Annotated in this window: 12 protein-coding genes; 5 read left to right on the top strand and 7 right to left on the bottom strand. The window is 42.0% G+C overall.

Annotated elements, in window-relative coordinates; all coding sequences use genetic code 11:
- Positions 1-12 precede the first annotated feature (12 nt).
- The 7 genes from ACSLBF_RS09860 to ACSLBF_RS09830 form a co-directional block, all read right to left on the bottom strand.
- The gene (locus ACSLBF_RS09860; RefSeq protein ID WP_440053246.1) at positions 13-183 is read right to left on the bottom strand and encodes a hypothetical protein; all 171 of its coding nucleotides are present in this window, start codon (positions 181-183) and stop codon (positions 13-15) included.
- Positions 184-414: 231 nt separating this feature from the next.
- Complete coding sequence (locus ACSLBF_RS09855) at positions 415-2,388, bottom strand: pre-peptidase C-terminal domain-containing protein (protein ID WP_440053245.1); 1,974 nt, start codon at positions 2,386-2,388, stop codon at positions 415-417.
- Positions 2,389-2,405: 17 nt separating this feature from the next.
- Positions 2,406-3,068, bottom strand: coding sequence for a DUF1566 domain-containing protein (locus ACSLBF_RS09850; protein WP_440053244.1), 663 nt, complete (start codon positions 3,066-3,068; stop codon positions 2,406-2,408).
- Positions 3,065-4,594, bottom strand: a complete 1,530-nt coding sequence (locus ACSLBF_RS09845) for an ethylbenzene dehydrogenase-related protein (protein ID WP_440053243.1) — start codon at positions 4,592-4,594, stop codon at positions 3,065-3,067. Before ACSLBF_RS09845 ends, ACSLBF_RS09850 begins: the two co-directional genes overlap by 4 nt.
- A gap of 391 nt (positions 4,595-4,985) precedes the next feature.
- The gene (locus ACSLBF_RS09840; RefSeq protein WP_440053242.1) at positions 4,986-5,486 is read right to left on the bottom strand and encodes a 2TM domain-containing protein; all 501 of its coding nucleotides are present in this window, start codon (positions 5,484-5,486) and stop codon (positions 4,986-4,988) included.
- A gap of 156 nt (positions 5,487-5,642) precedes the next feature.
- Positions 5,643-7,805, bottom strand: a complete 2,163-nt coding sequence (locus ACSLBF_RS09835; RefSeq protein ID WP_440053241.1) for an ATP-binding protein — start codon at positions 7,803-7,805, stop codon at positions 5,643-5,645.
- Positions 7,780-8,970, bottom strand: a complete 1,191-nt coding sequence (locus tag ACSLBF_RS09830) for a sugar ABC transporter substrate-binding protein (protein ID WP_440053240.1) — start codon at positions 8,968-8,970, stop codon at positions 7,780-7,782. Before ACSLBF_RS09830 ends, ACSLBF_RS09835 begins: the two co-directional genes overlap by 26 nt.
- A 444-nt stretch (positions 8,971-9,414) precedes the next feature.
- Here ACSLBF_RS09830 and tmk point away from each other — a divergent pair, with 444 nt between their 5' ends.
- The 5 genes from tmk to ACSLBF_RS09805 are packed head-to-tail and all read left to right on the top strand — an operon-like array spanning position 9,415 to position 13,923.
- A complete protein-coding gene (gene tmk, locus ACSLBF_RS09825) occupies positions 9,415-10,065 on the top strand; it encodes a dTMP kinase (RefSeq protein WP_440053239.1) in 651 nt (216 codons plus the stop codon).
- Positions 10,058-10,972, top strand: coding sequence for a DNA polymerase III subunit delta' (gene holB, locus ACSLBF_RS09820; RefSeq protein ID WP_440053238.1), 915 nt, complete (start codon positions 10,058-10,060; stop codon positions 10,970-10,972). Before tmk ends, holB begins: the two co-directional genes overlap by 8 nt.
- Positions 10,973-10,974: 2 nt before the next feature.
- Positions 10,975-11,298, top strand: coding sequence for a PilZ domain-containing protein (locus tag ACSLBF_RS09815; protein WP_440053237.1), 324 nt, complete (start codon positions 10,975-10,977; stop codon positions 11,296-11,298).
- A 7-nt stretch (positions 11,299-11,305) separates the two neighbouring features.
- Positions 11,306-12,082, top strand: a complete 777-nt coding sequence (locus ACSLBF_RS09810; protein WP_440053236.1) for a TatD family hydrolase — start codon at positions 11,306-11,308, stop codon at positions 12,080-12,082.
- A gap of 2 nt (positions 12,083-12,084) precedes the next feature.
- A complete protein-coding gene (locus ACSLBF_RS09805; protein WP_440053235.1) occupies positions 12,085-13,923 on the top strand; it encodes an alkaline phosphatase D family protein in 1,839 nt (612 codons plus the stop codon).
- Positions 13,924-14,014 lie beyond the last annotated feature (91 nt).

Raw genomic sequence — 14,014 nt, 5'->3', positions numbered from 1 at the left:
ATTACTATGCTATTAGCACTCGCAGGGACCGTAAGGATTAGCTGTTTTGGTTAAGTTGGTTAAACAACGTCCTGAACATCTGTAAGTGCGAAAACCACCACCAACTTCTGGTGTAGCATCATTTTCGAGTCTTTTTTGGTTTGAAAGGTTTTTGATTTTTGATTTTTTAAGTTGAAGTTTCATATCATTTCCTTGAATTGATTGTTAAATATGTACACAAACTGATGTTTGTGTAAATCATTAGTAGCATCAAGGTCGGTGTAGCTGCAAGTGCAATAAGATGAATCACATTGGTTTTATCAAATAAAGTTGTAACAATTTGTGGTACAGATCTCAATCTGGCTGAATTCTTTGGGCTGTACAGTTGCACATAGGAGATCTCAATAGAGATCTCCCTGATAAGGTTTACATTGATCAGTTATGGTTTATGGTCAGCGTAACCTCTTGGTATGCTCGATATGCGTAAATACCTATATGCCAGAGGCCAGCAGCGGGGTTGGTCTCAGTACAACTTTCTTCATTGCCATCTTCATAAGGGCGACAGTCGTAGTCATCCGCTGTCGGCTTTGTGCCTGCGCGCAGATATAAGTCCGCATCGCCACTGCCACCAGTTAATGATATTGATAGTCGTTGTGTGCCTCGTGGAATTTCTACGCTGAAGTACTGCCAATCTCCTTTGCTGCCTGACAAGTTCGGGTAGGTCGTGGTGTTATCATCTTGGGTAACGTTTTCAGCTAATAAAGTAACCCCTGAAAATGCGCCATAGCCAAATAGTTGGATAAAGTAATCTCCCGCGACCGGCGAATTTATTGCGCAGCTTTCATTGTTGCCTTCTTTGTAAGGTCTACAGTCATATTCTGATTGAGTCGGTAGTTGTGCATGGCGGACATATAAATCAGCATCGCCACTGCCGTTAGCGCTGTTTACACGAAGGGTGTTGGTATTTTCGGGCACGGTAATGAAAAAGGAAAGCGTTTGTGCTTTAGCCGCACTTAGGTTTGCCACTGCTTCACCTGATGTCAGCTCAGTTGGCGTAGGGGTTGGAACCGTCGGTTTATCAATTTTTGACAAACCGGAAGTACTTTGAACCAATTTAAGGGCTTCTCCTATCCCATTGGCATTCCACCAGTTTACATTGTCCGGAAGCAGTATCGGATCTGCAGCTCGTTGTGCGTGGGTAAGCGCCTGTGCTGAGGGATCGAACTGCGCGGTTCTCACTTGCATCCCTGATTCTTCTACCGTTATCACTTTAAATTGCTGAATGCTGGCAAGATCTATAGTCCAAGATTTGGGATCATTGGCCGAGCGTGCCGGTGCCCCCCAACTCCCTTCACCGACAAATACGGTACCGCCGTTGTCATTGGCGCTAAAGCCAGATCCATTTGGGACTAGCGGATAAGTCATCTTGTTGATATGGGTATCAGACTCTACGATCAGATTCATTTTGTTGGCATAGAATAAATCCGCCCACCAAGTATATAAGATATCATTATCAGACTTTCCAGAGTAATGCGGGAAGATGGGCTTGTGGTATTGGCCAATTCGCCACTTGGCGGTGTTCCCGTGGTTTGATAAGTCATTATCAAACCAATTATTCATCGCTGTTGCATAGCTAGACCAACCACTATTTTTAAACTGAGAATTTAAAGTATAAACCCGCAGCAGGGGAGAGATGTTAAACGCACCATAGGTATCATGGGGGTTGCATTGGTTATCTTGATTGTAATCTACCCCAAAGACTTCGCAGAGGGTGTTGTAATTATCATCTTCATGGTTACCATGGGTGGCAATAAATGGATAGATGCGCTGATAAGCCTTACCATTTATCTCATCGGTTGAAAACGTAAGCTGCCAATCCGATAAGTAACTTTTCATCTCAGAAGCAGAGTTCGCATTGGTATAATCACCACCGTGCATGATAAACAGAGGACGGACTTTGGCGACAAGCTTGTTTCCTTCTTGGCGGTTTGTCCACCCTGTCCGTGTATCACCGCCGGCAATGACAACAAAAGGGCTATTGTCAGTTGGGGCTGTTTTAAACCAAAAAGTATTGCTGCAACCTTGAGAATCACAAACCTTGTAATAAACCGGACTGTTGGCCGGAAGATCCTTAAGCGTCACGAAGTTCGAAGTCAACTGACCGTCAAACACTCTAGTGTGTTGTGGCAGCTGGCTTTTCCAAGTCTGTTCGTCAGTAGAAAATCCATATCTAACTTCATGATTGTTACCACCATTTGGAGTGAAACCAATAGTGGCTTGATGCGCGGGGTTAGTGTCCCAAACCAGCCGATGATAACTACTTCCTGCATGGCTGAGCGGGGATAAAATTGTAGCTGCAATGGCGAGCGCACCAGCGCCAGAGAGAGTAACGTGACACCTTGTGTTCATATTGTTTCCTTGGTTAGTTAACGTATTGATAGTAAATGTGATTCAGATATATCTGCCACCAATATCACAAATGCGGCATTACGATAGGGCAGCACGCGCGTCACTCCTTGATAGAAGTCCACAGTGACAGCACCACTGCCGAGATGTTGAAAATGAGCAGGCAGTTTTTGATTGGCCTCACCAGTCCAATAGTCTCCAGATTTGATGTGACTAAAGTAGTCCTCTCTTAAATTTGCTTTGCCAGGAGTCTGAGCAGGGGTGAGCAAGCTGGTTAGTTCCGCTTTGCTTGGCAGTCGCCAATTATTAAAACCACAATGGTGTTGCAGGTTGCTGCGACGAATAATATCTTGAGTATCACAGCGAGTTGACTCAAAAAAGCAGTCTCCTTGATTTGCAGAGCCGGTGTGATTGATGTACCAAGAGTAGCTCCAGTAACCATCGTGAATATCTTCATTATCCGTCTTGTTTTCCCACACCAGGTTGAGCTTTTTATCATAGATACAATGCCAGGGACCTTGCCAAGGTTTCAGTAGCTCACCGGATTTTGTCATTTTTATAAACCGAGGCTCATATGTGGGAGTATGAGCTGATTGCGATAAGTCTTGGTATTTGGCATAGCCACATGCTCCCAAAGCGACGGCTGCTAAAACAGAGACAGTAACTCTTGTTTGATGCATCATAAATATTTCAGCTCCAAGGGGATGTGATGTCTCGTATGTGCGATTTGAGCAGCGTCAAATGCAGCTACCCACATGCATGTACCAGTGGCTAGTGGAATGTCATAATCGGAACCCGTGTGGTGCTGACGTACAACCTCCAAAGTCCAAAAGCCGTCTTGCCAGTGGCCCCTTGCACGAACATTCGCTCGATCGCCCTCAAACCGGTTAGAACGATATAAAACCGATGGCAGCTCATGGCCTTCAGGATAGCGATCTAGTTCAATACGGTAAGGTGTTGATTCAAACCAAGGTAGCACCTGCTTGGCGCTGCCTAGGTAACTGGATAACGGCAAACGTTTTGGTGTGACCTGTTGTTGGTTATACCAAGCCCAATTCATTACATATGCGCCACTCTCTTTACCATCTGGGTGATAGCCTGCCGTGTATCGACGCTTGCCAGATGTGGCAGCAATGGGAGCACCAAAATAGTTGTCATCGGCCAAGTACATATCGTTGGTTCGTACCGCTTTCCAGTGCCATAAATCTCTGACCTTTCCATCAAGAGCTGCATGATAGCCACGGCCATGAAAATTGGCGGGACGATTTACTAATGGTTGTCTTCCTAAATGGGCAGTGCCATCGGCACCAATTCCACAAGTACTAGAAAGCATCACTGCAAACTTATCTTCATAATGTTTGCGTTCGTCAAATCGCTGAAAACCTTGCTGTTTTATTTGCCATTTGTTGCCTTGTTTTTTTAGCGGGAGATGGGAAATGCTGTGTGTTGAGTCTTGCCACCGAAACAAAAAGTAGCTTTCATAGGCATTGGCAAGCGCTTTTACTTCGACCGTAGTATTTCCAGAATTAAAGTTTGCACCAGATGTGGTGTGTACGAATCTAGAAGGTGTCTGCTGCCAGGCCGCTTCTAATGGTTTACCATCGATGTGAATATAGGTATCGATATTCATTTGTGTGATGTAAAGCGGTTTAGAGGGTAAATGTATAACCTGTTGCTGAATTACAAGTCCACATAGTCCTGCAATCAATAGTGAAATTAGAGCGACGGGTTTTGTGCCGCGAGGTAATCGTAGTGTTCTTTTTATCGCTTGCTTCCCGAGTTGCACGATATAGACGTAACTATGCAATAACAGATAAATGATTAGGCAAATAGTGGTATAAAAATGCCAATGCGCAGTGTCACCTTGAAAGCCAGCCCAGTGCAATATGCCAGAAATGAACACTATACATACGACCAAATAACCATATCTATTCACCCATACGTGATATCTAGAAGCAGCACGAAGTTTTTGCTTTTTAGTTATGCGAATTAGCGTATAGCAAAATGCACCAATCAAGAGAAGTGCCGCAAACAAAACATGCCAAGTATGAAGGCTACCTTGTGGTAAAAGTGAGGTTAACCAAAAGGGGAATGTGCGATGTGAAGCGGCAAAGCGCAGGCCGGTAAACAGTGCGCCCAGAGTACCAACGACGGCTAATAAATGAGTCAGTTGGAATACCGTTCTATTTAAAATGTGGTTATTAAACATGAGTGCTTGTCAGTATGTGTGTCATTAACCTCAACCGTGGATAAGTGATTTGCCCACTTAATGCAATTTTGTCCACTTTCTTCGTTGTTTTCACTTGTAATAGCTGGCTATTACAAGTGAAAACGCCTTGATATTGAACGAAACCCTGTCATAGGAATTAGATGAGTCATGCGCTTTTAAGTATTTACACTTTCAAAACTTTTATTCGCAGCAGAAGTTAATTAATTTGTGTTTTTGAATGTTAATAATGTTAACTGCTGAATGTTTACTTTAGATTACAGAGGCTAAAAGAAACAACAACCCAAGCTGGTGTTTTGGGAAGGGCTATGATTTTATGAATACAGGCATAGAGTGCATCACTCTATGCCTTGAATAAGTCAATATGGAGTCGCTAATCGAGGTAAAAGGCTTGATATGCGTGGCCAATGAGCCCAGCTCCCCAACCCAAAAATGGTATCCATACCCAGAAAAAACTCGGTGTCAGTACAACATTTAGGGTTGCTAAAAGCACCTGCAAAATCGCAAAAATGGCGAGGTGGGTATAAAAGTGTTGTTTCAGTGATGCTCTAGGGCAGTTTTTAGTAGGTTCAAGTGTTGGGTTATTGCTTGTGCCTGTTGTCTGCATACTTTCTTCCTTACATTGATGATTGTACTCGTCCATTAGAAGTTGTATTGCCAGTTCACTATCCGCGCTAGGCTTAGCACCAGACTCTATTCTTTGAATGGTTCTGGTACTTAAACCACTCAATTCTGCCATTGTTTCTTGCGACCAGCCTTGTTGCTGGCGAAATACTTTAAGATCCATCAGTTGCTCATTGTCAAATAAAGTGGTTTGCATAGTGAGTGAAAGTGTCTGCTCTAATAGACGACTCGTCAATAGTATGCGCGGCACAATCTAATTGACCATGACATGTACACGACACCAATGCGACAGTTAATATAAGTAATAAAAATAATATGTTAGGTTTACTATCTTGAAATAGGTTTGGGCGTCACCTGAGCCCAATTTTAGGAAAAATCCGCAGCCCCACTTTACCAACTCGCTGTGCTACGTGCACTGTTCACTAAGCAGCTCACAGATCACTTTGTACAAGGCTGACATTTCTATTGGTTTAGCAACAAATTTGTTGAAACCAATTCTATGATATTGGTTAATATCGCTATTCATTACGTTGGCGGTAATTGCGATAAGTGGTGTGCTTTTATCCAACTTACGCACATCAGAACACACGTCTAAGCCATCCTTTTTGGGCATCTGAATATCTACAAAAAACAAATCGGGTTTTATTTGTTGATATTTTTCTAATGCTTCTTCGCCGTCATTCGCGATAATCAGATGGGCACCAGTCAGTTTTAGCATTGCGGTAAAAATGCGTTGATTTAATTCATTGTCCTCTGCTAATAATACTGTTTTTCCTGTCAGGTCGGGCGCATTTGCTGAGCCAACCATAGGCTGCATGCTTGATTCTTGCGAGATGGGCAATTCAAGCGATACGATAAATGTGCTTCCGCTATTTTCTTCACTGGTGACACTCACGCTCCCGTTCATCATTTCACTCAGTTGCTTCACAATCGATAGCCCCAACCCTGTACCGCCATATCGTCTAGTTGTTGACGCGTCAGCTTGTTGAAAACGTCCAAAAAGCTTTTCTACAACTTGCTGAGTCATACCGATACCCGTGTCAGTTACGCGAAAAAAGATTTGCTGTTCGTTGTCATATACCGCAATCGAAATTTCACCTTGTTGAGTAAATTTTATTGAATTAGAGACGAGGTTACGAAGAATTTGTGTGATACGCAGCGGGTCGCCTACTCTGATTGGATGGAGTAATTTACTGTGATCTAAGCTGAGTTTAATCTGCTTTTGTGATGCGAGATAACTAAATTCCTGTCTCAGCGCCTTCACTATTTCAATAATATCCACATTGATGTGCTCCATATTGAGCTCACCCGCTTCAATTTTTGAGAAATCGAGTAAATCGTTGAGCAATGCAAGTAAGGTTCTCGTTGAAGTAAGACCTTGCTCAATGAGTTCGTCAGAGTTTTTTGCGTCTTTGTGATGCTTCATTAGTTGAAACACACCGAATATACCATTTAATGGTGTTCTGAGTTCATGGCTCATATTGGCCAAAAAGTTCGTCTTAGCCCGCTCTGAGCTCTCTGCTTTTAACCTTGCGCTGTTTAGTGAACCTATTTGTTGTTTGATCCGCTCAGCTAGCTGATTGAGTGTCCTTTGTAGTGTATTAAGCTCCTTGAACTCGAGATCCTGAGTAACTAACGAATAGTTACCAGATTCCAGCTTTTTGCAATGCTGTTCCAGTTTCACTAGGGGAGTTGAAAGGCGAAGGGTAAGATGTTTTAGATACAAAAATAGCAATAACAATAGGATGCTAGCGAGTAAGCCAATATGCGTAACTGCATTGAGTGCTTGACCACTGAAGTCACTAGCTTGCCGACTTAATGCGAGCGTAACGTCTACGCCATCAAGTTTATCTACAAAAACCTCGGTTTTGAGGGGGTTATCAAGCTCGGTTGTGGTTTTGGTTGGATGGAGGTTTTTACCATTGCCCGTCAGTCGAATATCACCTACTTGTGGATTTTGTTTTACAAAAGCATCAATGTTGATTTCTATAAATAACACACCGGTATAAGCAAATGGCCGCATCAATGAAGAGGTATTTCGTCGTAAAGGTACTGCTAAAAATAATAAAGCTTCACTGGCATCAAAATCCTTTAATTCGCTACTTGGAACGACTAATTTGTCGATGATTAATTCTCTACGAGAGGTAGATAACACTCGATTGGTATAGTTTGTAAATGTGTCACTTGACCAGACGAGAGTATAAAACGGGTATCCCTCAACGATAAAAGGAGAGCCATCACTGATGAAAGCTGACTTTATCCAAGTGTTTGAATCAACGATATTGGTCAGCGCTTTAACTGCATTTTGAGTGAACAGCAGGTTATCTGGTAACTCTGCTAAAATTCGGTCTTCACTGAGAGGAGCAACCTGGTAAATGAGCTCATTAACTTGGCTTTTAAAGTCATAGGCTAGACTAGCGCTACTTCGCTTTAAATCTTCGATGGCGAATGCGGCTTCTTGTTTAAATAACGAATATCCAACCAAAGCGGTTACGAGCAGCATGAAGATGGCAAATAGGCCCGTGATCTTTCTTTTTATTTCTCTAACGATGCTTTGATTTTTTTTCATTCTGCATTGACTTAGTAACAATGAATTGCATGTAATTTGCGGTTTGTTTTGCGCTGTATGCGCCTCCCGTAAAACGTGTCATTCCTTTTAACATCGCCTCCCAAATATACGCCATAATGGGTTCATTTGGCAGTGCTCGTGTATGTGATAAAGCGAGTATGATCTGTTGCAGATTTTTATCTCCGTGTTTACTGAGTTTGGTCAGGCTACTTTTGGTTGTTGGTAATGCATTAAGCTGTGTCCACATCGCATCTTGCACATGCGCACTTTGAATAAAAATAGCGAGTTTTTTTAACAACGGTCGCTTTTCCGCTTGTAAACTTTGTGCTGGAAACCCTAACACATGAGTTGATGAATAAGAACGTAGTTGATTACCTTGCCATGTGGGTAATGGCGCGACGCCGAGTGAATCAGACATAACTTGTTGTAAAGTGCTATAGGCCCAGATGCCGTTAACTAAATAGGGCAGTTTTCCTTCTCTAAAACGCGCCATGGAGCATTGATAGTTACAATCATGATCTACTTTTTTACTGTTATAAATTATCTGATAGGCACTGAGTGCTTGCTCCATTTCAAGTGTATTGAGTTGTGCAACGCCGGCATCAAACAAACGGTCTTGGAATGCGCCCACCAAGGACGAAAACCAGTACATTTCATAATAATTCCATCCCAATGACGAAGGTTGATGTTGTGATTGTTGTAAGTATTGATAAAGGTCTGTAATGGGCTCGGAAACCAATTTACGATTGTAGTAAAGCAGCAGGTGATTACCGTAAATGACAGGGACCCCTTTGATATCGTTTGATACTTGGATGCTCTGCTTGACTACATCTGTGAGATCTGGATTGAGCCACTGCTCAGGAATGGTAGAAAAATTAAGCTCAGTTAGGCCCATATAATCGCTTGGAATAAGGACCGCATCAGGGAGCTGACGAGCATCTGCGTACAATAAAAGTTCACTTTTCAATTGGTTGTTGTTGAAGGCGAGAATATTTACTGTAATGCCAGTCTCTTCAGAAAACTGATCAAATAACCGTTGAAAGTCGAAGTTTTCTAATCCCACTGCGATATCAATAGTCTTGGAGGGGTCCAACTGCGATGCTTTAACCGGCACCATTGGATTGAAAAATAACATGGTTATAAAACCAAAAATGAACTTGTTCATTATAGCGACTTCCTAGTATTTGCCTTTAAGATATAGCAAAACCTAGTCCTAATACCAATGCTAAGGTCTTAAAGCTCAGCCTATTTTGTATTTATTAAATAGCCTTATGTGTGGGTCAGTGAATTTGTTCAATAATGCTATTTAGTCCATTCTTTTCGTTGTTTTTACCTATAAAAAGCCGGTTATTGCTGCGTAGAAACGCTTTTATTTTGAACAAAAATATCTTCATTGGTTTAAAAGGAACACTTATTGTTAAGTATTTATACGTTCAAAATTTTATCCGTAGCTGAGGTTAAATACGAAAAAAATGAGGTGCTCTGTATCGACTTTAACAATGTTGATTTGATGCCTGAGTAGACTTTGTTGATACAAAGCAGCTGAATATTAGTGACAAAAGCGATAAAATGTCTGCCGTAAATAAGCGATGGAATAATAAGGTAAGTGATGAATAAAGGCTTTATGCTTGTCTGTGACGGTAGTAATGGTGCTGGGAAAACAACAGTGATAAGTGGCATAGCTGAGTACTTAGCACAACATGGCAAAGAAGTGGTACTAACCAGAGAACCAGGCGGTACAGTCATCTCTGAAAAGATTCGAGAGATTATTTTAGATCCTAGTACGCCTGAAATGGTCGACATGGCTGAACTAATGCTCTTTGGTGCAGCGCGTGCTCAGCATGTTCAGGAAAAAATTCTACCCGCCATAAACAGCGGCAAAGTGGTCATTTCGGATCGTTTCGATGCTGCTACATTTAGTTTTCAGCATTATGCCCGAGGCCTGGATTTCAACACTATAAAAACCATCAATGATCTAGCTTTGGATGGATTCAAGCCAAATATGAATCTCATTTTAGATTTAGACCCGATAGAGGGGTTGAAACGGGTTAAATCCAGAGGTGACAAACTTGACCGTCTAGAAGATGAAAAAATCCAGTTCTTAGAAAATGCGCGTCAGGGGTATCTTGAACAGGCTAAACAAAACCCAGATTCATTCAGAATTATTGATGCCTCACAAGATAAGCAAACGGTTCTCGCCGAGTGTTTAAAAGTGGTAGATGAGTTAATGCTGCAAGGAAATAGTCTTTCACATGCATAACTCAACATTGCCTTGGCATAATACTGCGCTAACTCATTTATCTTTGGCGTTTGAAAATAAGCGTTTTCACCACGCTCAGCTTGTGAGTGGTCAGCCAGGAGTGGGTAAATCATTGCTGGTGGATTTCTTCGCCAATGGCTTGATGTGCGTCGGTTCTAATTCGTTGACAGCCTGCGGAGCTTGTAAGACTTGCAAACTCGTGCAAGCTGGAAACCACCCAGATAAATTGGTTGTGAGCCCCGAAGGCAAATCTATTGGTGTCGATGAGGTGAGAAGTATCAGCGACTTTTTAAATCACTCGGCCCAACAAAACGGCCACAAAGTTGCAGTTGTTGAACAGGCACATTTGATGACGCACTCAGCAGCCAATGCATTGTTAAAAACTTTGGAAGAGCCAAATCCAAACCGCTACTTATTTCTGACGAGTGATGATAACAGTCGATTGCCTGCAACAATATTAAGTCGTTGTAATCATGTATTGATCCATAGCCCTGATAGACAGCAAGCGCTTTCGTGGCTTCACGAGCAAGGCGTCGACACCCAAGGTGATTGGCTGAGTCACTATGTAAGTCAACCATTACTGATTAAGCAGTGGTTTGACTTGGGACTCGATGAGCCAATCGCGCAGCTTTATTCAGCTGTGCACCATCCGCAATCTTTGCATGTTGAACAAGTCGATGCGTTGCTAGTACAGTCGCCAACATTAAGTACTGTGTTTGCCAAATTTATGCTGGGCAGGGTAAAGCAGGCACTGCTGGAACATCAAATTGAATTCCCTGAATATAAAAAGCTTTGTGAAGATATTCAAAGCTTTATGTACGAACAAAAAAATGTGATAGGGTTAAACCAAAATCTAAGCGTCGCAAAATTGCTGTTCGCACTCGAATCCAATCTCTACCGAGGGTAGTTATGCAAGAGTTATTGATAGACTTTGAAGATTACGAAGAATTATATCGCTGCTACATGCCATTTCTGAGTTCCGGTGGTCTATTTGTAAAAACCAGCGCATATTTTGCGATGGGAGAAAAAGTACAGTTAAAAGTAACCTTGCCAGAATCGTTAGATGTATACGAGGTCGAAGGTGTTGTAGCTTGGAAAACACCGCAGGGTTCACAGAGTACCGGAAAAGCCGGAATTGGTGTGAGCTTTGTAGAAGCTGATATTTTTAATGAACTGCTGATAAGACTGTTGGGCACGATGCTCAACTCTGATAAACCAACTTACACAATGTAGAGCCAGTATGATTGTAGACTCTCACTGTCATTTAGATAGATTAGAATTTGATAAAATCGGGCTGTCACTGCCTGAAATCCTAGATGCCGCTAGGCAAAAAGATGTAGAACACTTTTTGTGCGTTAATGTGAAGCTAGACCAATTTCCATCAATGCTCGAAAAAATCGAACAATTTGAGGACGTGTCTGCTTCTTGTGGTGTGCATCCTTTAGATCAAAAAGACCAACTAGATAAAGATTTACTGATTGAATTGGCGCAACATCCCAAAGTTGTTGCTATTGGTGAAACTGGATTAGATTACTACTACTCCAAAGATACTCATTTGGTCCAACAAGAAAGCTTTGTTGGTCATATTGAAGTTGCTAATCAATTGAAAAAGCCGCTTATTATTCATACTCGAGATGCTCGTGAAGACACTATTGCGCTGATGAAAGCGCATCAGGCAGATAATTGCGGTGGAGTGTTGCATTGTTTTACAGAAAACTGGGATATGGCTAAACAAGCTCTTGATATGGGGTTTTATATTTCAATATCAGGTATTGTGACATTTAAAAATGCGGTTGAATTAAAAGGCGTTGTTAAGAAAATACCTATGGATAGGCTGTTAATCGAAACAGACTCACCCTATTTAGCACCGGTGCCCCATCGTGGTAAAACCAATCAACCAGCCTATGTACAAGATGTTGCTTATTATATCGCTGATCTTAAAGGATTGAGTTACAAAACATTAGCGACACAGACTACTGACAACTTTTACAGATTATTCAATCAGGCTGCCAGATAAAAATGGTAGAGCAGTTACGTACATTACCAAAGCTATTGCTTGGTCCGCTCCTCAGACGGGTCGAGCAGGCAAATGTGTGCGTACAATTGGTGACTAGTAAAGCTTGTCGACTAGAGCTCGAAATTGAGGGCTATCAAAGCCACTGTGAAGTGACGAGTTTACAACTTGGCGAATCTTGTTTCTTACACTTTATCCAAGTGCAATTAGCAACTCCGCTGGCACTGGACACGTTGCATCAATATCACTTGATTATCGACAGTGAAAAACAGCAGCTAAGCTCGCTAGAATACGATGGACAGTTGTCATTTGCAGTTCCTAATCAGCTTAACCAAATTTTGCATGGCTCTTGTCGTAACCCACATCACCCGTCGAAAGATAGCTTGATAACTGCCGATCAATGGCAACAACAACAACGAGAGCTAGGTGATAAGGGAGCAGATCTATGCATACTGTCGGGTGATCAAATTTATGCTGACGATATTGCCGGTCCTATGTTACTAGCCATTAGGCAATTGATTAATCGATTAGGTTTATTTAAAGAAGCCGAACTAGGTCTGGAACTCCCCCAAGATATTCAGGCTCAGCTATACCAGCGTCATGCTTTTTTACCACACACTCCTTGGAAAGAAGCGTCGAAAAAAACCTTAAATTACTGGTTAAAAAAAGACGAACCGCATTTTTCTAGCGTTAAAGCGTTTAATCACTTGGTGTATTTTGAAGAATTTGTAGCCTGCTACTTGCTGAATTTTTCCAGCGAATGTTGGCAGCTGATTAATTTTGATCAATTGCACTATGAAGGTGGGAACAAAACCAAGCGCTTTATATTTGAAAAGGAACTGGTGGCGATAAAAGATTTTGCAGATCACCTACATTGTGCACAAAGATTGTTTGCAAATGTGCCGGTGATGATGATGTTTGATGATCACGACGTAACCGATGATTGGAATCTCACTGCCAAGTGGGAGCAAGCCATAGCAAATAATCCGGTGAGTAAGCGCATCATTAGCAACGGTCTTATTTCCTACTGGCTGTTTCAAGGTTTGGGTAATGATGCGTTTGAGCAAAGTGGTGAGTTAATCGACGGATTTAAAGCCAGCTTAACCAACCAAGTCTGGCACTTAAAACCATTTGATAAACAGATCCATCGCTTCAATCGTTGGCATTACTGTTTAAATACCTATCCCAAAGTGGTGGTGCTTGATACCCGAACCCACCGTTGGCGAAATGAACAAGATTTTAATGAGCCCAGTGGTTTGCTAGACTGGGAAATGTTGATGGAGCTACAGGATACCTTAATTGATCATAGCGCCGTTGTGATCGTCAGTCCTGCGCCTGTATTTGGGGTGAAAGCGATTGAAGCTATTCAAGCAATGTTCAACTTTTGTGGTCAGCCCTTGGTTGTGGATGTAGAAAACTGGATGGCGCACGAAGGAGCCGCGAAAAAGCTAATCGATATCTTTAAACGACCCGACACTCCTAAAGAAACGATCATCTTGTCTGGTGACGTGCATTATTCTTTTTGCTTTTCTGTACAAGCTCGATTTGGTCGTCATCATAACCGGATCTGGCAATTAACAGCGTCAGGGATTAAGAATGAGTTTCCTAAATCACTCATCAGGGCGTTAGATAAATTAGATACCATATTGTATGGGAAGTGGAGCCCATTTAACCTGTTTACCAAGCGTTGGCAGCTTTCTGTTAGTAAGCATCCTTCATCACTTACCTCACACGGCTACTTAGTCAGTGATTCAGCAATTAGTTTGATCACGCTAGAACAAGGCAAACTTGAAAAGTATGAGCTTTTACATGGCAGTGGGATACATAGCCACTTTTATTTGTAACTTTATAAAGCCAATTTCCTGATACTGATTTCTCTCAATTTCACTCAGCTTTGCTATATTTAGCTAAAGCCCTCTAATTTCAGCGTTTATG

The organism is Pseudoalteromonas sp. T1lg65 (genome assembly GCF_051930985.1).
GTDB lineage: Bacteria > Pseudomonadota > Gammaproteobacteria > Enterobacterales > Alteromonadaceae > Pseudoalteromonas.
This window is presented reverse-complemented; position numbering and strand designations above follow the sequence as displayed.

Bases quoted from the DNA above. Each gene is read 5' to 3' on its own strand.
- ACSLBF_RS09815 (WP_440053237.1), top strand. From the start codon at position 10,975: ATGCAAGAGTTATTGATAGACTTTGAAGATTACGAAGAATTATATCGC.
- holB (WP_440053238.1), top strand. From the start codon at position 10,058: ATGCATAACTCAACATTGCCTTGGCATAATACTGCGCTAACTCATTTA.
- ACSLBF_RS09850 (WP_440053244.1), bottom strand. From the start codon at position 3,068: ATGATGCATCAAACAAGAGTTACTGTCTCTGTTTTAGCAGCCGTCGCT.
- ACSLBF_RS09855 (WP_440053245.1), bottom strand. From the start codon at position 2,388: ATGAACACAAGGTGTCACGTTACTCTCTCTGGCGCTGGTGCGCTCGCC.
- tmk (WP_440053239.1), top strand. From the start codon at position 9,415: ATGAATAAAGGCTTTATGCTTGTCTGTGACGGTAGTAATGGTGCTGGG.
- ACSLBF_RS09830 (WP_440053240.1), bottom strand. From the start codon at position 8,970: ATGAACAAGTTCATTTTTGGTTTTATAACCATGTTATTTTTCAATCCA.
- ACSLBF_RS09810 (WP_440053236.1), top strand. From the start codon at position 11,306: ATGATTGTAGACTCTCACTGTCATTTAGATAGATTAGAATTTGATAAA.
- ACSLBF_RS09860 (WP_440053246.1), bottom strand. From the start codon at position 183: ATGAAACTTCAACTTAAAAAATCAAAAATCAAAAACCTTTCAAACCAA.
- ACSLBF_RS09845 (WP_440053243.1), bottom strand. From the start codon at position 4,594: ATGTTTAATAACCACATTTTAAATAGAACGGTATTCCAACTGACTCAT.
- ACSLBF_RS09805 (WP_440053235.1), top strand. From the start codon at position 12,085: ATGGTAGAGCAGTTACGTACATTACCAAAGCTATTGCTTGGTCCGCTC.
- ACSLBF_RS09835 (WP_440053241.1), bottom strand. From the start codon at position 7,805: ATGAAAAAAAATCAAAGCATCGTTAGAGAAATAAAAAGAAAGATCACG.